The organism is Streptomyces sp. NPDC053427 (assembly GCF_044544985.1).
GTDB lineage: Bacteria > Actinomycetota > Actinomycetes > Streptomycetales > Streptomycetaceae > Streptomyces.
In genome coordinates this window covers 250,144-268,491 of the sequence record NZ_JBITYA010000003.1, presented here as the reverse complement: position 1 = coordinate 268,491, position 18,348 = coordinate 250,144, and the positions used below count along the sequence as shown (strand labels likewise).

At 72.5% G+C, this 18,348-nt stretch carries 15 protein-coding genes; 12 read left to right on the top strand and 3 right to left on the bottom strand.

All coding sequences use genetic code 11. The features are described 5' to 3' along the window. Positions 1 to 3 precede the first annotated feature (3 nt). The 5 genes from ACIGWZ_RS09215 to ACIGWZ_RS09195 are packed head-to-tail and all read left to right on the top strand — an operon-like array spanning position 4 to position 5,401. On the top strand, positions 4 to 1,293 hold the full coding sequence (locus ACIGWZ_RS09215) for a hypothetical protein (protein WP_400062440.1): 1,290 nt from the start codon (positions 4 to 6) through the stop codon (positions 1,291 to 1,293). Next, entirely contained in the window at positions 1,290 to 2,246 is a 957-nt protein-coding gene (locus ACIGWZ_RS09210) for a glycosyltransferase family 2 protein (RefSeq protein WP_400062438.1), read from the top strand. Before ACIGWZ_RS09215 ends, ACIGWZ_RS09210 begins: the two co-directional genes overlap by 4 nt. Then, entirely contained in the window at positions 2,243 to 3,511 is a 1,269-nt protein-coding gene (locus ACIGWZ_RS09205; protein ID WP_400062436.1) for a polysaccharide pyruvyl transferase family protein, read from the top strand. The genes ACIGWZ_RS09210 and ACIGWZ_RS09205 overlap by 4 nt, the downstream gene beginning before the upstream one ends. Next, complete coding sequence (gene rfbC / locus ACIGWZ_RS09200) at positions 3,508 to 4,059, top strand: dTDP-4-dehydrorhamnose 3,5-epimerase (protein ID WP_400062434.1); 552 nt, start codon at positions 3,508 to 3,510, stop codon at positions 4,057 to 4,059. Before ACIGWZ_RS09205 ends, rfbC begins: the two co-directional genes overlap by 4 nt. Positions 4,060 to 4,066: 7 nt before the next feature. Beyond that, on the top strand, positions 4,067 to 5,401 hold the full coding sequence (locus tag ACIGWZ_RS09195; RefSeq protein ID WP_400062432.1) for a glutamate-1-semialdehyde 2,1-aminomutase: 1,335 nt from the start codon (positions 4,067 to 4,069) through the stop codon (positions 5,399 to 5,401). A 31-nt stretch (positions 5,402 to 5,432) separates the two neighbouring features. On the opposite strand, the gene ACIGWZ_RS09190 is transcribed toward ACIGWZ_RS09195, so the two are convergent. Next, positions 5,433 to 6,140, bottom strand: a complete 708-nt coding sequence (locus ACIGWZ_RS09190; RefSeq protein WP_400062429.1) for a phosphatase PAP2 family protein — start codon at positions 6,138 to 6,140, stop codon at positions 5,433 to 5,435. Continuing rightward, entirely contained in the window at positions 6,137 to 6,415 is a 279-nt protein-coding gene (locus tag ACIGWZ_RS09185) for a hypothetical protein (RefSeq protein WP_400062427.1), read from the bottom strand. Before ACIGWZ_RS09185 ends, ACIGWZ_RS09190 begins: the two co-directional genes overlap by 4 nt. Before the next feature lie 481 nt (positions 6,416 to 6,896). Here ACIGWZ_RS09185 and ACIGWZ_RS09180 point away from each other — a divergent pair, with 481 nt between their 5' ends. The 5 genes from ACIGWZ_RS09180 (at position 6,897) to ACIGWZ_RS09160 (ending at position 15,454) form a co-directional block, all read left to right on the top strand. Then, entirely contained in the window at positions 6,897 to 7,124 is a 228-nt protein-coding gene (locus ACIGWZ_RS09180; protein WP_400062425.1) for a ferredoxin, read from the top strand. After that, complete coding sequence (locus ACIGWZ_RS09175) at positions 7,114 to 8,508, top strand: NAD(P)/FAD-dependent oxidoreductase (RefSeq protein WP_400062423.1); 1,395 nt, start codon at positions 7,114 to 7,116, stop codon at positions 8,506 to 8,508. Before ACIGWZ_RS09180 ends, ACIGWZ_RS09175 begins: the two co-directional genes overlap by 11 nt. A 36-nt stretch (positions 8,509 to 8,544) precedes the next feature. Continuing rightward, a complete protein-coding gene (locus ACIGWZ_RS09170) occupies positions 8,545 to 9,768 on the top strand; it encodes a cytochrome P450 (RefSeq protein WP_400062421.1) in 1,224 nt (407 codons plus the stop codon). 510 nt (positions 9,769 to 10,278) lie between these two features. After that, a complete protein-coding gene (locus tag ACIGWZ_RS09165) occupies positions 10,279 to 10,728 on the top strand; it encodes a hypothetical protein (RefSeq protein WP_400062419.1) in 450 nt (149 codons plus the stop codon). Between the two features lie 70 nt (positions 10,729 to 10,798). Then, a complete protein-coding gene (locus ACIGWZ_RS09160) occupies positions 10,799 to 15,454 on the top strand; it encodes an HAD-IC family P-type ATPase (protein WP_400062417.1) in 4,656 nt (1,551 codons plus the stop codon). A gap of 535 nt (positions 15,455 to 15,989) precedes the next feature. On the opposite strand, the gene ACIGWZ_RS09155 is transcribed toward ACIGWZ_RS09160, so the two are convergent. Then, the gene (locus tag ACIGWZ_RS09155; protein ID WP_400062415.1) at positions 15,990 to 17,111 is read right to left on the bottom strand and encodes a Gfo/Idh/MocA family protein; all 1,122 of its coding nucleotides are present in this window, start codon (positions 17,109 to 17,111) and stop codon (positions 15,990 to 15,992) included. A gap of 62 nt (positions 17,112 to 17,173) precedes the next feature. Here ACIGWZ_RS09155 and ACIGWZ_RS09150 point away from each other — a divergent pair, with 62 nt between their 5' ends. Both ACIGWZ_RS09150 and ACIGWZ_RS09145 read left to right on the top strand, forming a co-directional pair. After that, complete coding sequence (locus tag ACIGWZ_RS09150; RefSeq protein WP_400062413.1) at positions 17,174 to 17,560, top strand: winged helix-turn-helix transcriptional regulator; 387 nt, start codon at positions 17,174 to 17,176, stop codon at positions 17,558 to 17,560. A 340-nt stretch (positions 17,561 to 17,900) separates the two neighbouring features. Further along, positions 17,901 to 18,323, top strand: a complete 423-nt coding sequence (locus tag ACIGWZ_RS09145; RefSeq protein WP_400062411.1) for a hypothetical protein — start codon at positions 17,901 to 17,903, stop codon at positions 18,321 to 18,323. Positions 18,324 to 18,348 lie beyond the last annotated feature (25 nt).

The following is an 18,348-nucleotide window of genomic DNA, read 5'->3' as shown; positions in this document are numbered from 1 at the left end:
CCGATGACCACCGAGGAGGAGAAGACGAGGCCGACGGCGGCGACCGCCAGGCGGGCGCTGGCCGGCCGGCTGTCCTGGGGACTGGCCGACCAGGCGGCCTCCAGCCTGTCCAACTTCGCGGTGGGGATCTACGTGGCACGCTCGCTGGGGGTGACCGCGTTCGGCGTGTTCAGCCTGGCCTGGGTGACCTACGGCGTGGTGCTCAGCGTCTCCCGCGGGCTGGGCACCGACCCGCTGGTGGTGCGCTTCAGCGGCGTGTCGGACGCGTCCTGGCGTGGGGCGGTGGCCCGGTCGTCGGGTACCGCGCTCGGCGTCGGTGCCGCCATCGGCGCGGCGTGCCTGGTGGTCGGCCTTGCACTCGGCGGCAGCGTGGGGCCCGCGTTCGCCTGCCTCGGCGTCGTGCTGCCGGGGCTGCTGCTGCAGGACGCCTGGCGGTACGCGTTCTTCGCAGCCGGCACCGGGCGCAAGGCGTTCGTCAACGACCTCGTGTGGGGCATCGCGCTCGTTCCGGCCATGGTGCTGGCGGCCCGCGTGGGCAGCGTGGCCGCCTTCGTGCTCGCCTGGGGCGCGTCCGCCGCGGTGGCCGCGCTCTACGGCTGCCTCCAGTCGGGCATCCGGCCCCAGTTGAGCGGAGCGCGTCAGTGGCTGCGCACCCACCGCGACCTCGGCTACCGGTACCTGGTCGAGAACACCTGCCTCAGCGGCGCGAGCCAGCTGCGGGCGTACGGGCTCGGCGCGATCGTCGGGGTCGGCGCGGTGGGGGCGGTCCGGGGCGCGGAGCTCCTGCTCGGCCCGTTCCTCGCCGTGCTGATGGGACTGTCCCTGGTCACCGTCGCGGAGGCGGCACGGGTGCTGCGGCAGGCCCCGCGCCGTCTGGGAACGTTCTGCCTTCTGCTGGGCGGCGGGCAGGCCGCCGCCGCGCTGCTGTGGGGCGCGGCGCTGCTGCTGATGCCGGACCGGCTCGGCGAGTTCGTACTCGGCGACGTCTGGCACTCCGCCTCCCAGCTCATCGTGCCGGCCGTGCTCGGCGTCGCGGGCGCCGGCCTCGGCACCGGCGCGGCGGCCGGGCTGCGCGCGCTCGCCGCGGCCCGGCGCAGCCTGCGCTGCCAGCTGTTCGCCTCCGCCTGCTATGTCGGCGGCGGGCTCGGCGGGGCGGCCGTGGGCGGCACGGTCGGCTCGGCCTGGGGCGTCGCCGCCGCGACCGTCTGCGGCTCGGCCGTGTGGTGGCTGCAGCTGCGGTCCGCCCTGCGCGAGCGCCACCAGAACTCCATCCCCGAAGTGAGGACGTCATGACCGCCCTTCCCCGGCTGAGCATCGGCCTTCCCGTGTACAACGGCGAGGAGTACCTCGCCGAGTCGCTCGACGCCCTGCTCGGCCAGACCTACGAGGACTTCGAGCTGGTCGTCTCCGACAACGCCTCGACCGACGGGACCCAGGACATCTGCCGCACGTACGCCGCACGGGACTCGCGCATCCGGTACCTCCGGCTGCCCCGGAACATCGGCGCCTCGCCGAACCACAATTACGTGTTCACCGAGTGCCGCGGCGAGCTGTTCAAGTGGGCCTCGCACGACGACCTGTACGCCCGGGACCTGCTGCGGCGCTGCGTGGAGGCGCTGGACGAGCGGCCGGACGTGATCGTCGCGCACTCCGGCCAGGCGGTCGTCGACGGCGACGGCCAGGTGAAGATCCCGTACGAGTACCGGCTCGCCACCGACTCACCGCACCCGCCGGAGCGCTTCCGCAGTCTGCTGTTCGAGCCCGGTGGCGACGACTTCTACGGGGTGATGCGGGCCGACGTGCTGCGCCGGGTGAAGCCGCTCGACAGCTACCACCACGCGGACCGCACGTTCGTCGCCGAGATCGCCCTGCACGGGCCCTTCCATCAGGTGCCGGAGCTGCTGTACTTCCGCCGCGACCACCCCACCCGCGCGGAGCGGGCGAACCCCTCCAAGCGCTCCCGGTGCGTCAACCTGGACCCGCGGCGGGCAGGCCCGCTGCACCCGACGCCCCGGCTGCTCGCCGAGTACGTCTGGGGCTTCGTCGCGGCGGTCCGGCGGGCGCCGCTGTCCCCGGCCGACCGGCGCGCATGCCACCGCCACCTGGCCGCATGGATGTCCAGCCGGGTCCGGCCCGGCGCCGGCGAGCGGGTCGAGGACCGCGCCCCGGTCGACCCGAGCCGGCTCACCGTCTCCGTCGACGCCCTCGTCGCCGGCCGCGAAAGTCGTGAAGGGAGGCAGCCATGACACCTGTGCGCGTGGGGGTGTTCGGCCTCCTCGGCTCCGGCAACCTCGGCAACGACGGGTCACTCGAAGCCGTACTCGGCTACCTCCGCGCCGACCACCCGGACGCGGTCGTGGATGCGCTGTGCGGCGGACCCGAGATCGTCGCGGCCCGGTACGGCATCCCCGCGACACGGCTCCACTGGTACCGCGGGGAGTACCGGACCGCTTCGCGTGCGGGCGCGATCGCGGGGAAGGGCCTGGGCAAAATCGTCGATGCCTTCCGCACCGCCGCCTGGGTGCGGAGGCACGACGTGGTGATCGTGCCGGGCATGGGCGTCCTGGAGGCCACGCTGCCGCTGCGGCCGTGGGGCTTCCCGTACGCGCTGTTCCTGCTCTGCGCGACCGGCCGGCTGTTCGGCACCCGGGTCGCGCTGGTCAGCGTCGGCGCCGCCGAGATCGGCAACCGGCCGACCCGGGCCCTGGTGCGCTGGTCGGCGCGGCTGGCCGCGTACCGGTCGTACCGGGACGCCCAGTCCCGCGACGCGATGCGAGCGATGGGCGTGGACACCGCGCGCGACGAGGTCTACCCGGACCTGGCCTTCGCCCTGCCCACGCCGTCCGAATGGGGTATCCCCCGCTCGGAGCTTGTCGGAGAGCTCGGGGAAGCGCCCTCGGGCCCGCCTGGCCCGGTCGGCGTCGGCATCATGGCCTTCCACGGAGGCAACGACGACCGCGCCCGGGCCGAGGAGATTTACCGGCGCTACCTCGACGGGACGACCCGGTTCGTCCGCGCGCTGGTCGAGGACGGCAGGCCGGTCCGGCTGCTGTCCGGCGACGAAGTGGACGCGCCGGTGAGCGCCGCGATCCTCGACGCGGTGGACTCGCCGCTGGTCACCGCTGCCGAGGCGGCCTCGCTGGCCGACCTGATGAAAGAGATGGCGGCGGTCGACACCGTGGTGGCGACCCGCTACCACAACCTGATCTGCGCGCTGAAGGTCGGCACGCCGACGCTCGCACTCACCTATGCGGCGAAGAGCGACGCGCTGATGGATCGGATGGGCCTTGCCGCGTACTGCCACCCGGCTCGCGAGGTCGACGCCGACCGGCTGCTGGACCAGTTCCGGGCGCTGGAGCAGCAATCGGCGGAGCTGCGGCGGACCCTCACCGAACGGAACCTGGTCGCCGCGCAGCAACTCGATGACCAGTTCGCCGCCTTGACCGCGGCCCTCTTCCCGGCGGCCGCCCACACCCACACCCCTGCCAACGCCCTGCGGGAGACTCCATGAAAGCGATCGACGTCCCGGCGATCGACGGCGCATACCTCTTCGAGCCGACGCCGTACGCCGACGAACGCGGCTTCTTCTGCCGCACCTTCGACGCCGACGTGGTCCGCTCGGTGGGCCTCGACCCGGACGCCTTCGTCCAGGACAGCGTGTCCCGCTCGGTCCGGGGCGTGCTGCGCGGCCTGCACCTGCGCTCCGGCGCCGGCGAGGCCAAGCTCGTGCGCTGCTCGTACGGGAAGATCTTCGACGTCGTCATCGACCTGCGGCCGGACTCGCCGACCTACCGCAACCAGGCCTTCTTCGAGCTGTCCGGCGAGACGCAGACGACCCTGTACATCCCGGCGGGGTGCGCGCACGGCTTCCAGGCGCTGACCGAAACCGCCGACACCTCGTACCGGATCGACCGCCCGCACGATCCGGCCGAGGACGTGACGATCGCCTTCGACGACCCGGAGCTCGCCATTCCCTGGCCGCTGCCGCCCGTATCGATGTCCCAGCGGGACCGCGAGGCGCCGCGCCTCGCCGAGGCCCTGAAGCAAAAGGAGAAGTGAAGCCGACGTGGACACCGCAGACACCGAAGAGTTCCTCCTCCCCCGGTCGCAGCAGGCGAACGAGCGGCTGCACGCCCTGATCCCCGGGGGCGCGCACACCTACGCCAAGGGCGACGACCAATACCCCGAGAACCTGGCCCCGGTCATCAGCCACGGCCGCGGTGCCCACGTGTGGGACATCGACGACAACCGCTACATCGAGTACGGCTCGGGCCTGCGGTCGGTCAGCCTCGGCCACGCCCACCCCCGCGTGCTCGAGGCGGTACGGCGGGAACTCGACCGCGGCAGCAACTTCGTCCGGCCGTCCATCGTCGAGGTCGAGGCCGCGGAACGCTTCCTGGCCACGGTGCCGACCGCCGAGATGGTCAAGTTCGCGAAGAACGGCTCCGACGCCACCACCGCCGCGGTGCGCCTCGCCCGCGCCGTCACCGGGCGCCCGCGGGTGGCCATCTGTGGCGACCATCCGTTCTTCTCCGTCGACGACTGGTTCATCGGCACCACGCCGATGTCCGCCGGTATCCCGGCGGCGACCACCGAGCTCACCGTGGCGTTCCCCTACGGGGACCTGGCCGCCACGGAGGAACTGCTCACGCGCCACCAGGGCGAGGTCGCCTGCCTGATCCTCGAACCCGCCGGCCACACCGAGCCTCCGCCGGGCTACCTCGCAGGACTGCGCGAACTGGCCGACCGCCACGGCTGCGTACTGATCTTCGACGAGATGATCACCGGCCTCCGCTGGTCCGAGGCGGGCGCCCAGGGCCTGTACGCCGTCGTCCCCGACCTCTCCACGTTCGGCAAGGCGCTGGGCAACGGGTTCGCCGTCTCCGCGCTGGCCGGGCGCCGCGACCTGATGGAGCGGGGCGGGCTGCGCCACTCCGGCGACCGGGTGTTCCTGCTGTCCACCACGCACGGTGCGGAAACGCATTCTCTGGCAGCCGCGATGGCCGTGCTCACCACGTACGTCGAGGAGGGCATCACCGCACAACTGCACGCCCTCGGCGAGCGGTTGGCCGCCGGGGTCCGCGAGGCCGCGGCGAGCATGGGCGTCGGCGACCACGTCGTCGTCCGGGGCCGGGCCAGCAACCTGGTCTTCGCCACCCTCGACGAGAACGGGCAGCCGTCGCAGCAGTACCGCACCCTGTTCCTGCGCCAACTCCTCGCGGGCGGGGTGCTGGCCCCGTCGTTCGTGGTGAGCAGCGCGCTCGACGACGCCGACATCGACCGCACCGTCGAGGTGGTGGCCCAGGCATGTGCGGTGTACCGGAAGGCACTGGAGGCCGCCGACCCCACCCCCTGGCTGGCCGGGCGGCCGGTGAAGCCCGTGTTCCGCCGCTTGGCGTGACGAAACGAGACGGTGACGACGTGACGTGACGTCAGCGACGCTTACGCCGACCGGCGTCGGCCGTTTCATCGTCCGGCCGGTCGGCCGTCCGATGGCCCAGCCGGTCGGCAGTCCGGTCGACCAGCCACGCGGTCACCGGCATCACCACCAGCGCGGTGCACCAGCCACCGAGGGCGTCGGTCGGGTAGTGCGCACCCAGGACGACCTGCGCCCAGCCCATGGCGGCGCCGGCGACCAGCGCCGCGGCGAGCACGAGTGACGTGCCGGCCGTCCTGCCGAGGCCGAGCCGACCGGTCGCGAGCAGCGCCACCGCGAGGGCGAGCGCGGTGGCGAAGGCGGTGTGCCCGCTCGGGTAGGACAGGTTCTCGTCGCCGTGGATGGTGCGTCCCACCAGGTGCTTGAGCAGCGTCGCCGTCCCCACGGTCATGCCGGCGCCGACAACGACGAGCACCACCGCGCGAGGACGCCGAAGCAGCAGGCAGCCCGTCACGGTGGCCACGACCAGCATCGCCGCTCCCCCGGGCTCCCCCAAGAAGTCCATGGCCAGAGCGACGTGCCGCCACACCGGCCCCACACCCTCCACCGCCGCCCAGATCCGCGCGTCCACCCTGCCGGGCCGGCCGGCGTTGGCATACAGGACCCCGAGCACGACGACCATCAGCGCGGCGAGGCCCGCCATCAGCCCGAACCACACGCGCAGCGATCGGGGCAGCACCGCGGACGCCGGCCGGCCGGTCACACACCCACCGCGTCCGGTCGACCTGCGGTGGTGACCTTCGTGTCCACCGTGCGCAGCGTCGGGCGTTGCGGCATGACGCCGCCGAACTCGACGGCTCCGCAGCCCCCTACGTGGCGACGGTCGAGCCTCGCAGGAACTGCCCACTGCCGCCCGCCGACATGGCCGAAGTCATCAGCCTGTACAAGCTGCGCGGCCGAACCGAGCACAATGACACACCCGTCGAGCACGAACTGGGGTGGGCCGACTTCCCCTTCCGCTCCGGCCAGGCGATCCAACGCGAGCCCTCCCCCGTCGTGTCCGACCCACGCTCCGGCGACCCCAACTGCCCCGCGGACACCCGCTCCTGGCCTGTACGACTCCGAGGGAGCCGTATGCCCGTGCGGCCCAACTCGTCGGCCTGGCCCTCGGATTGGCCAAGGGCATCGGGATCATTCCCCGCTTGTCACCCTAACCAACAATCCGGTCGCGGCAACCCGTCGTCGGACAGTCGCGAGGTCGAGGCGGATGTCGGCGACCGCGACGCTGCTGGGCTCCGTGCCGCGCCAGGGCCGCGTCGGACGTCCTTGCCGTTGCCGCCCTCGGAGCTGAGCCGCAGCGGGTCTGCGGTGCGCCGCCGACTGCGCTGCGCTCGCGTTGCGAAGCCCTCCCGCCGAGCTGATCCTGAAGGAGAGGCATGCCGACCATTCGAGTGAACCGAGCGCAGAGGGGCTGCGGAGTCCGCGGTCATCGCGGCCCGAGCAAGGAGCGGGGTTCCAGATGAGGCTTGTCGTCGATCTCAACCGCTGTCAGGGATTCGCGCAGTGCGCCTTTCTCGCCCCGGACGTCTTCGCACTGCACGGCGAGGAGGCGCTGCTCTTCACCTCCCGCTTCGACGAGGCACTACGTGACCAGGTGGAACAGGCTGCGGCCGCTTGCCCGGTCCAGGCCATTCTCGTCGACGTCTCCGATGAACCGACCAAAGGGGTGAGGAGCGATGTCGGCTGACGCTGATGTCCAGGCCCTCCGCCGGAAGGGCCGGATCGTCATCGTCGGTGCCTCGCTGGCCGGGCTGCGCGCGGCGGAGACGCTGCGTGACCAGGGCTTTACCGGGTCGCTGACGCTGGTCGGCGACGAGCCGTACGAGCCCTACGACCGGCCCCCGCTGTCCAAGCAGGTGCTGCTGGGGCTGGAGTGCGCCGAGGACACCGCACTGCCGCGCAGGCGCGACATCGACGCCGAATGGCGTCTCGGTGTGGCCGCCGCGGGGCTGGACCGGGCGGCCAATCAGGTGCGCCTGGCAAACGGCGACGCCCTTCCCTACGACCGTCTGCTGATCACCACCGGGACCAAGGCCCGGCCGTGGTTCCATCCCGAAGAGGCGGCGTTGGACGGGGTTTTCGTGCTGCGCACCCGTGACGACTCCGCTCGGCTGTACCGGCACCTCGCCGCCGGCCCGCGCCGGGTGCTGGTGATCGGCGCCGGTTTCACGGGCTCCGAGATCGCCTCCGTCTGCCGGGAGCGAGACGTGGAGGTGACCGTCGCCGAACGCGCCCCGGCGCCGCTGGTGGGTGCCCTCGGCGGGGTGGTCTCCGCGGCGGCGGCGCGGCTGCAGCAAGATCACGGAGTGGATCTGCGCTGCGGTCTCAGCGTCACCGCGCTGCAGGGCGACCAGGCCGGACGGCTCCGGTGCGCCCACCTGTCCGACGGATCGGCGATCGACGTGGACGTGGCGGTGGTCTCTCTCGGCGCCGTCCGGAACACCGAATGGCTCGCCGGCTCCGGAGTGGCGGCCGGCCCCAGGGGGATCGCCTGCGACGCGGGATGCCGGGTGTTCGACGCCAACGGCATCGTCACCGACGACATCTACGCCGCCGGCGATGTCGCCCGCAGTCCCCATCCGCTGTTCGGTTACCAGTTCCTGTCCCTGGAGCACTGGGGCAACGCGGTCGAACAGGCCCGGATCGCCGCCCACAACATGGTCTGCGCCGGCCCCGACCGCCGCCCCCACCTATGGGTGCCGATGTTCTGGTCCGTCCAGTTCGGCGTCAACATCAAGTCGGTGGGCGTGCCCACGCTGGGCGATCAGTTGGTCGTAGCCCAAGGGGCGCTCACCGAGGGGCGGTTCGTCGCGGTGTACGGGTATCACGGCCGGGTCATCGCCGCGGCATCCTTCGACGCCGGAAAGTGGCTGGGGTTCTACCAGCGCCAGATCGAGACCGGAGCGTCGTTCCCGCCGGACTACCCCGTGGTGGACCGCCGTACCGGCGCGCTGCAGCCGGTTGATCCGGCGTTCCCGGACCCCCACCTGCCCACCCACGAGCCGACCGTGACCGTGTCCGGCCACTCACCGACCGAGCGGCGTGTCCAGTTCGTGGCGTCGCCCGCCTGACCATCGCCCCGGACCGCCCGCCCCTCAGGAGACACCATGACTCTCGGCACCATGTTCGCGCAGGTCACCGACTACGCGAATCGCGCCGATCCGTACCCGCTCTACGCCGAGATGCGCAAGACGCCGGTCACGCTTCAGGACGACGGTTCCTACGTGGTCAGCACGTACTACGAGGTGCGGAGCCTGGCCAACGACCCGCGGCTCAGCAACGACGTGCGCAACCGCGACCCCGGCGCCGACGGCCCCGCCACGGGCGAGGAGGACACAAATCTGCCGCCCAGCTTCCTGCTTCAGGACCCGCCGGGACACGATCGGCTGCGCAATGCGGCGATGCGGCCGTTCGGACCCCCGCACAGCCCCAGGTTCCTCCACGACATGCGCGGAGAGCTGGCGCAGGTCGTCGCCGATCTGCTCGACGCGCTCGAAGGCAAGGACGAGATCGACGTCGTCGACGACTTCGCCTACCCCCTGCCCGTCACGGCCATCTGCAAGGTCCTGGGCGTGCCGCGCGAGGACGAAGCGCGCTTCCACGGCTGGGCCGACACCGTGGCGTCCGGCCTCGATCCCAGCGGCGGGGCAAGCGGCGTGGAAAAGGCACAAGCGGCACGCCGTGAGCTGGGCTCCTACCTGGCCGACCTGATCGACACCAAGCGCCGCCACCCCGGCAGCGGGATCCTCGGCCCCCTCGCCCGCGAAACCGGCCCCGGCGGCAGCATGTCCGCCACGGAGCTGGTGGCCACCTCGATACTGCTCCTGATCGCGGGCCACGAGACCACCGTCAACCTGATCAGCAACTCAACGCTCACACTGCTGCGCCACCCCGAGGTCCTCGACCGGTTCAGGAACGAACCGGACCTGGTCGTCCCGCTCATCGAGGAGGTGCTGCGATACGAGCCGCCCGTCCAGTTCATACCGTTCACCACCGCTCTGGCCGACATCGACATCGCCGGCACCACCATCCCCAAGGGCGCGCCGGTCCGGCTCATGCTGGCTTCGGCCAACCGCGACCCGAAGCGCTTCGAGGACCCCGACCGGTTCGATCCCGATCGCGAGGACAACCAACACCTCGGTTTCTACACGGGCATCCACTACTGCTTCGGCGCCCCGCTGGCCCGGATGGAGGCGCAGCTCGCCCTGCCCCGGCTCTTCCGACGAATCGAGAATCCACGGCTGCTGGCGGACCCGCCGCCCTACCGCGCCAACCCCGTCCTGCGTGGCCCCCGCCACCTTCCTCTGGCGATCGACGGCCTCGCCGCCTGAGTGCGGTGAGTGCCCTCGCGGGCCGACCGCCACACCGGTCGGCCACGGCAGTCCTGACACGATGTCGTAGGAATGCCGCCGGGCGGAATGTCCGGAGTGGGAGCAAGGGCAGAGCGATCCGGGCCTGTACGGCGGTTCGCGCCGGCCCGTGGGCCATGCAGCAGGGATCCCCGTCGCCGAGCTGGGCCAGGAGGACCGTGCGCTGACGTGGGGGGACGGCCCCGGCCGCGGCTGACCCACCGGGCGGCCCGGCTCGACCACGACGGCCCGATGCTGCTCCGCTGACGGGCCGGCCGTCCCACCACGAGGGCCGTCCCCCTCGGTTACGTCATACGGCGGCAGGTAGGTGTACCCAGAGTTGCCGGAATTGCTCGATCTTGTGAAGGTTGCCGAAACGCGAGGGGTGGCACGGCCCTGCTGCCGTACGCCTCACCCGCTCAACGGAGGGAGAGCGACCATGGCTGACAGTTCCCAGGCGCCTGGCTCAGGGGGCACAGAGCTCCCGTCGAGGTGTCACCGGCACGCCCCGTGCGGACGGCGATGACGGCGGCGGAGAGGTTCCCCGGCGCCGAAAGGGTCAAGGGGATCGTCGGCGGTGTTCTGGACTCCGTCGGGATCGTCTCGCCGCAGGCACGGCGTGTCGTGGCGTACACCGGTGCCGGACTGCTCGGCGTGGCCGGTGTGGTCGAGTGGCCGGTGGTCCTGGCGGGCGCCGCGGTGGTGTGGTTCACGCAGCCCCGCCCCAAGGATGCCGCCGCGGCCCAGGCAGCCGGCGAGGCGCGCGCCGAAGGAATGCAGGCGAAGGCGGCCGCCAAGTCGGCCAAGGGATCGGCCGCCTCTGGGACGGCGACCCGCTCCACCAAGTCGTCGGCCGTGTCCGGGACGGCGAACGCCTGCTCGTCCAAGCGCACCGCCACAAGTACCCCGTACGCCAAGGCAGGTGGGCGCAAGAAGTCCTGAAGGTCGCCCTGCGCCCTTCCGATACGACCGTTCTGCCCCGGCCCGTGCGGCAGGCCCGTGGAGGTGAGGCATGTTGCTCCGCTTGCTCACCGGGCTGCCCGCCGTGGTCCTCCGGAGCGCCTTGGCCGGTCCCGCCGAGGTCGCCCGCCGGTTCGCCCCGCCGACCGCAGATACCGCGCGGATTGCCGCTGGGCTCGTGGGCGCCGGTGCGCGCGGCGCGGCCGGCGGGGCGGCGTCGGTGTCGGTGACCGCTCTGCGGGTCGGCAGGGCGGCCCGTAACGCGATGACTCCTCAGGTCGGTTACTGGCGTGCCGGCTCGCGTATGCACCTTGCCCTCCGGCACCACCCGGACGCGCCCGTGCCGACCGTGGAACGACTTGAGGCCGCCGCGGGAAAGGTGGCCGCCGGCCTGGCCGAGCGCCCTGACGTGCTGAGCGCTTACTGGGACGTCGGCCTGGTACGGCTGGTCGTGCAGAGCGTCGAGGACGCGGCCGGCGAGCGGTTGGTGGGCAAGGTGTCCGAACTTGCCGCCGGACACGGGCTGGTGCATGTCGGCGATCGGGTGCTGGGGCGCGTGCACCCGGGTGCCACCGGGGGTGTGCGCGCCACCGCTGTCGCCCTGGCCTGCGATGTGGCGGGCATCGCCACCGCCGTCGCGGCACGGACGGCATGTCTGAAGCGCGTGCCGGAGTTCGTCGTGGCCACGGTCACCGTGATGCGGGAGGATGCGCGGGTACGGGCGGTGCTGAGCCGTGCGCTGGGCCCGGACGCGGCCGACCTCGCGTGCGCCGCGGGCCAGGCAGCCGTCTGCGGGATCGGGCAGTCGCCGAGTCCGCTGCTGCTCGACGCGGCGTTGCGGACGGCCCAGCTGGTGGAGTCCCTGGCTCGGCTCGCGAAGTTCGACGCCGTACACGACACGCTGTGCGCACCGGACCGGCTGACCGTTGCCGGAGCCGACGTCGTGCGTCCGCCGCTGCGCCCGTCGGCGGGCGAGGAATATACGGACGCCACGGTCAAGAGGATGCTGGGCGGCGCCGCCGCCACCCTCCTGTTCACCCGCAGCCTCGACAAGGCGGCCGAGACCGTACTGGCCGGTTCGCCCAAGGCCGCACGCTACGGCCCGGCGGTCTTCACCGCGGCGCTCGCAACTGCCCTGGCGCGCGAGAACGTACTGGTCCGCGACCCCGAGCGGCTGCGCCGACTGGAACTCGTGGACACCGTGGTCCTGCATCCCGAAGCGCTGCGCAGCACCCGGCGTGCCGTGCTCGAGGTCCATCCCCGCGCGACCGGCTGGGATCACCACCGGTTGTGGCGGGCAGCCACCGCAGCCCTGAGTGCGCCCGAGGACGGAGCAACGCCGTCCGCGGAGCGGGGAGCCGGCCTGCGGCTGCGAGCGGCGCCGGATGCGACGGCGCCGGACTCGGGGCTGATGACCGCGTCGGTGCGTGGTCGGGATGTCGGCGCCGTTCTGGTCGGCTGGGAGGTCGACCCCATGGCCGAAGCCGCACTGGACGCGGCGCGCCGAGCCGGCCTGCACGTCGTGGTGATGGACGACCACTCCCTCGGTGACTTCGGCACCTTGGTCGATCAACTCGCCTCCCCCGAGGCCCCGTTGGCCGAGGTGGTGGCCGCTTTGCAGGACGAGGGGCGAACCGTTCTCACGGTGGCACGCGTTCCGGACGACCGGGCGGCAGCGGAGCGGAAGGTGACCGCGGCCGCCCGCGCCGTACTCGACGGCTTGCTCCGCAGTGACCTCGCCGTCGCGGTCACCGACGAGCGCAGCGCGGTCGTCTGGGGCGCGGACATGCTGGCTCTGCGCGGCCTGGAGGGGGTGTGGCGGCTGCTGTCCGCCGTTCCTGCGGCGCGGGCGGTCAGCAGGCGTGCCACGTTCTTCGCGCAGGCAGGCGCCACGCTGTCCGGGCTTCTGGTGCTCACCCGGGGGACGCGGTCGCAGCGGGTCCCCTTGCCTCTCGGATTCCCCCTTGAAGTGCGGCTCAGCCCCGTCCATATCGCCACCGCCGGGGCCATGGCGTCGGGCTGGTGCGCCGCGCTGCGTGCCGCCGTCGGCACGCCCCCTCGCCCCAGGCCGCGGGTGGCCTGGCACGCCCTGCATCCGGAGGAGGTGAGGGCCCGGCTGGCGCAGGCGTCGTGCGTCACGCCCACCGCCCTGACAGCGGTACGGACCCGGGCGGGCCGTGTCGCGGGCGCCGCGGTGATGCACCCGGCCTGCGCGCCGGTTCGGGTGGGCGCACGTCTGGCAGGCGCCGTGTGGGCCGAACTCGACGACCCGTTCACGCCGGTCCTGGTGGTCGGTGCCACCGCGTCGGCACTGCTGGGATCAGCGGTGGACGCGTTCCTCGTCATCGGCGCCGTAGGCATGAACGCCCTGGTCGGCGGGGTGCAGCGACTGCGCGCGGAGCGGGCGCTGTCCGTGCTCGTCACCGGGCAACGGCGCACGGCCCGGCGTCTCGCCGAGGCGTCGGCCGATGAGGCGTCTGTCGTCGACGCCGTGCGACTGGCGCCGGGCGAGGTGATCGAGCTGCGGACCAACGACGTGGTGCCGGCCGATGCGCGGCTGCTGGAGGTCGACGGCTTCGAGGTCGACGAGTCCTCGCTGACCGGCGAGTCGCTGCCCACCCGCAAACACGTGGCCGCCGTACCGCGGGCGTCCGTCGCCGACCGCAGCTGCATGGTGTTCGAGGGCACCACGGTGGTGGCCGGCCATGCCCGAGCGGTGGTGGTGGGCACCGGCGACCAGACGGAAGCCGGCCGCGCGGCATCCCTCGCCGGCCGGGTCCCCGCCTCGGCGGGCGTGCAGGCACGGCTGCACCAGCTGACCCGTCGCGTGCTGCCCCTGACCCTCGCCGGCGGCGCCGCGGTGGCCGGCCTGACCCTGCTGCGCGGCCGCCCGATGCGCACCGCGCTCCAGGGTGGACTGGCCGTCGCGGTGGCCGCCGTACCCGAGGGCATGCCCCTGGTGGCAACGGTCGCGCAGATGGCCGCGGCGCGACGGCTCGGCAAGCTCGGTGTTCTGGTACGTACACCGCGCAGCCTGGAGGCGCTGGGGCGCGTGGACACCATGTGCTTCGACAAGACCGGGACGCTCACCGAGAACCGCTTGCGGGTCGTCCGCCTCGTCACCTCCGTCGGCGTCGAACACTCCGCCGGCGCCGAGCACCCGGCCGACGCCCCGGAGGCGGAACCCATCCTGCGCCTCGCCGCCCGGACCTGCCCCCGCGTCGCCGAGCAGCCGGGCGTCCACGCCCACGCCACCGACGAGGCCGTCCTGGCAGCCGCCCCGCACGAGAGGGGGTGGACCACCGTGCAGACCCGGCCCTTCGAGGCGAGCCGGGGCTACGCGGCCGCCGCCGGGACGGAGGCCGATGGCGAGGAGAAGCTGATCGTCAAGGGGGCGCCCGAAGTCGTGGTGCCCTGCTGCCCCGATGCCGATCCGGCAGCCGTCGCCACGGCACATGACCTCGCCGCCCAGGGGCTGCGGCTGCTGGCCGTCGCCCAGCGCCGGCTCGCCGGGGACGGAGCGGCGGAGGTCCTGGACAAGCCCCTTGAACAGCTGGAACTCATCGGGTTCGTGGCGCTGGCCGACACCCCCCGCGCCGGTTCCGCCCCGCTCGTGGCCGGTCTCGGCGAGGCCGGCGTGCGACCCGTCATGCTCACCGGTGACCACCCTCAGACCGCCCGTTCCGTGGCGATCGCCCTGGGTTGGCCATCGGATGTCACCGTCGTCACCGGCGACGATCTGGCCACGCTCGACCGTGCCGGGCGGGCACATCTGCTGCGGGACTGCGGCGTCGTGGCCCGCGTCGCACCCGAACAGAAGCTCCAGGTCGTCGAGGCACTCCGGGAGGCGGGTCGCGTCGTGGGCATGGTCGGGGACGGCGCCAACGACGCCGCCGCCATCCGCGCCGCCGATGTCGGGGTCGGCATCGCCGCACGCGGATCCGCGGCCGCCCGCAACGCTGCGGACCTCGTGATCACCAACGACGAACTGTCGGTTCTCCTCGACGCCATCGGCGAAGGCCGAGCCCTGTGGCGCAGCGTGGCCGACGCCATCAGCATCCTGCTCGGCGGCAACGCCGGAGAGATCGGCTTCTCCGTACTGGGCACCCTGCTGTCCGGCACCTCGCCGCTGTCGACACGTCAGCTGCTGCTGGTCAACCTGCTCACCGACATGTTCCCGGCGATGGCCGTCGCGGTCACCCCGCACGATCCGCAACCCACCGGCCGGCCCGCCCCGGCCGACACCGCACCCGTGGGCCTCGCCGCCCTCGGCCGCCCGCTGACCCGCCAGATCCGCCACCGCGGCCTGATCACCGGAATCGGCGCGGCAACCGCATGGCTCATCGGCAGCCTCACCCCCGGCTCGCCGCGACGCACCAGCACGATGGCCCTGTGCGGGGTGATCGGCGCCCAGCTCACCCAGACCGTCGCCGGCCGCCGCCACAGCCCGCTGGTCCTGACCACGGTCCTCGGCACCGCCGCCGCACTCATCGTCCTCGTCCAGACACCCGTCGTCAGCCACTTCTTCGGCTGCACCCCGCTGGGCCCACTGGCCTGGACCGGAGTGGCCGTCGCCGTCGGCACCGCCGCCCTCGGACCGCGCGTACTGCCACAGGCCGACCGGTTGCTGGCCGACCTCACCGCACGGCTGCGCCCCGTGGTGCGTCTCGGCCGACCACTCGCCATGTACATGAGGAGTTCTGGCTGACCTCCTTCTCATGCTCCCCGCTCAGGCACCCGCACCCGCACCCGCACCGGCGCCCGACGCCATCGTCATCAACACCGGCGCCCACAGCCTGCGCAGAGGGGCCATGGTCAGCGTCTTCCTTCGGCCTCCTCGGCCCCGTTACGGCCCTCTTCGCGAACCCGCACCGGGGCCACCACCACGGCGACACCACGAGCCGCATCGTCGGCGGTTGCGTCTGGCTGCTGATCTGGGGCGGCCTCGCCGGCACTGCCCTCTGTGCAAGTTGGAAGATCCGTCACATCCGGGTGAGCGTGGACCGGACCGGCCTGTGGTACTTCAATGGCAAGGCCCAGCAGATCATCCCCTGTTCCGGCCTCGCCGGAGTCGGCCTCTATCGGAGCCGAGTCGGCCGCCGCGTAAAGATCCACACCCTGGAGCTGTGCCCCAACGGCCCGATCGACCGCGACGATCCGGTGCTCTGGCCGCTGGTACGCGACGAGGCCCCGATCCGCCCCGCACTGCCGCGCCTGCGCTACCGCCTCGTGCTGAACGCTCGTCAGAGGGTGATGCGCGTCCCCGACTCCCCGGACCGTTCGATCGCGTCAAGCAGCCGCTGCCGCCGCGCCGCGTGCGCGAAGTCCGGGGCGAGCGCCGTGTCCTGGGTCAGGTCGGAGTGGATCTGCGCATATTGGGCGCCCACGTTGTAGGCGGGGTGCGCCCGCAGACCGGCGAGTTCCGGTACGTCCAAGTAGCGGGCGGGCAGCGGGATTTCGGCGACGTCGGCGGCTGCGCCGCGGGCGCCGTGGACGGTGAGCGCGGCCTGCTGGAGATGGCCGTGGTCGCCGGTGATGACGAGGTCACCCTCGGTGCCGTTGATCTCCCAGTGGAAGTTCGTGCCCCGGGAGAGCCCGGCACGGAAGTGCACCGAGGCGACCGCGCCGGATGCGAGGCGGCCGCTCACCGCGACCTGGTCGTGGACGGTCATCGCGGCCGCGCGACCCGTGCCCTCCTCATGCACGACGGGCCGCCGGGTCGCGAGCGTCGACGAGACCTCGGTGAACTCGCCGAGCACCTCAGCCACGGCGTCGACGGTGTGCCCGAAGGGGATGGTCAGCATGGTGCCGCCGTTCTCGCGGTCCAGGAGGTAGGCGCCGCCCGGCTCGAAGGTGGCGCCCCACCGACGCCCCGACGCCACCAGGCTGGTGGAGAGGACCTCACCCACGTACCCGTCGGCGACCAGGTCCCGCACCTGCCGCACCGCGGGCGCCGACCGGGCCTGAAGCCCGGCGAACGTCCGCACTCCGGCCTTCGCCGCGGCGTCCGCGAGCTCCTCCGCCTCGGCGAGCCCGTTGCCCAGCGGCCACTCGGAAAGCACCGCCTTGCCCGCGCCGAGCGCCGCGAGGATCACGTCGCGGTGCAGCGGCACCCGGACGCTGACGACCACCAGGTCCACCTCGTCGCTCGCCACAAGCTCCGCGGTGCTGCCGAAGGTGAGCGGCACACCGTACTTCTCACCCGCCGCCCGGGCGGACTCGGCGCTCGAGGCCGAAAGGGCGCGTAGCTCGTACCCCTTGAGGCGGGAGAGGGCGGGCAGGTGCGACTGGGAAGCCCAGCCGCCGCGGGCGGAGAGGCCGACGAGGCCAACGCGGACAGAGGCGGAAGCGGCGATCGAGTTCATGCCGCGAACGTACGGGCAACCCCGTGATCACCTGCAAGGGCGCCAAGTATATTTTGGAAACCATGACAGCTCAGAGGGCGTTTTCCGGCACTACCGAGCGCGCGTACCGGCACGACATCTACGGACTGCTCTGCCCGGGCCGCGCCGCCTTCGAATTGCTCGCCAACAAATGGACGGGCCTGGCCATCACCGCCCTGGAAGGCGGCCCCCGCCGCTTCGGCGAACTGCGCCGCAAGCTGGAGGGCGTCAGCCCCAAGGTGCTCACCCAGACCCTGCGGCGCCTGGAGGACAACGGCCTGGTCGTGCGCACCGTCTACCCGGACGTCCCCCTGCGCGTCGAGTACGAGCTGACCGATCTCGGCCGCGGCGCCCTGGAGCCGCTGGCCCATCTGCGCACCTGGATACGCGCCAACGCCGGCCGGTTCGCCCCCGAGGAACCGGGGGAATGAGAGCTGGGGCAACGGTTGCAGCACTCCGCCGACGGGCCCCCTCAACCTCCACGACCACCTGGCCGCGTACGCGGCGGCGGGCCACCCCCATTGGCGCCTACGCGCCGTCAGCCCAGTTGCGGCGCACATCCGTTCCTCGCACGTACCGCTCTCGCGCGGCCGCTTCGAGCTGATGCGGATTCAGCGTGGTTGGCCGGTTTTGTCGTGGAACCGTAACGGAGTCGAGCGGGGTGCAACGGGCGGGGCGGCCGGCTCATCTGGATAGTCAGCGAGGCGCACCGGGCGCCTTCGCCAAGGGGTTGGGTCTCACCATGTGGGGAGATCCATGGGAGGGAAGTCCATGACCAGGATGAAGAAGACCGGGATGAAGGCGCGGGGCGGCCGTGTGGCCGTGATCGGTGCAATGGGTCTGGCCTCAGTGGCTCTGGCCGCCGCGCCGGCGTTCGCCAAGGGCAGTGTGGACATCACGGCACCGCACACGGCACATGTCGGCAAGACCATCACGATCAAGGCGCACGGCGGCGACGACAGCGCCGGCTACCTCCATCAGCTGTGCCTGGAGGAGAACGGCTTCGGCCAGGGGTGGCACCAGGAGACGTGCAGCGCCGCGGTCAAGGGCGATGCACAGGTCACCGCCCACGGCACGTCCGCGCGCCGCGGCAACCTGAAATTCCGTGCGGTGCTCTACGGCCTGACCAACCCGCACGACCGGAATCCCGTGCGTCTGCACGCCTCCGACGTGGTGACGGTGCACGTTCGCTGATTCCAGCAACGCCGCCACGGATGCA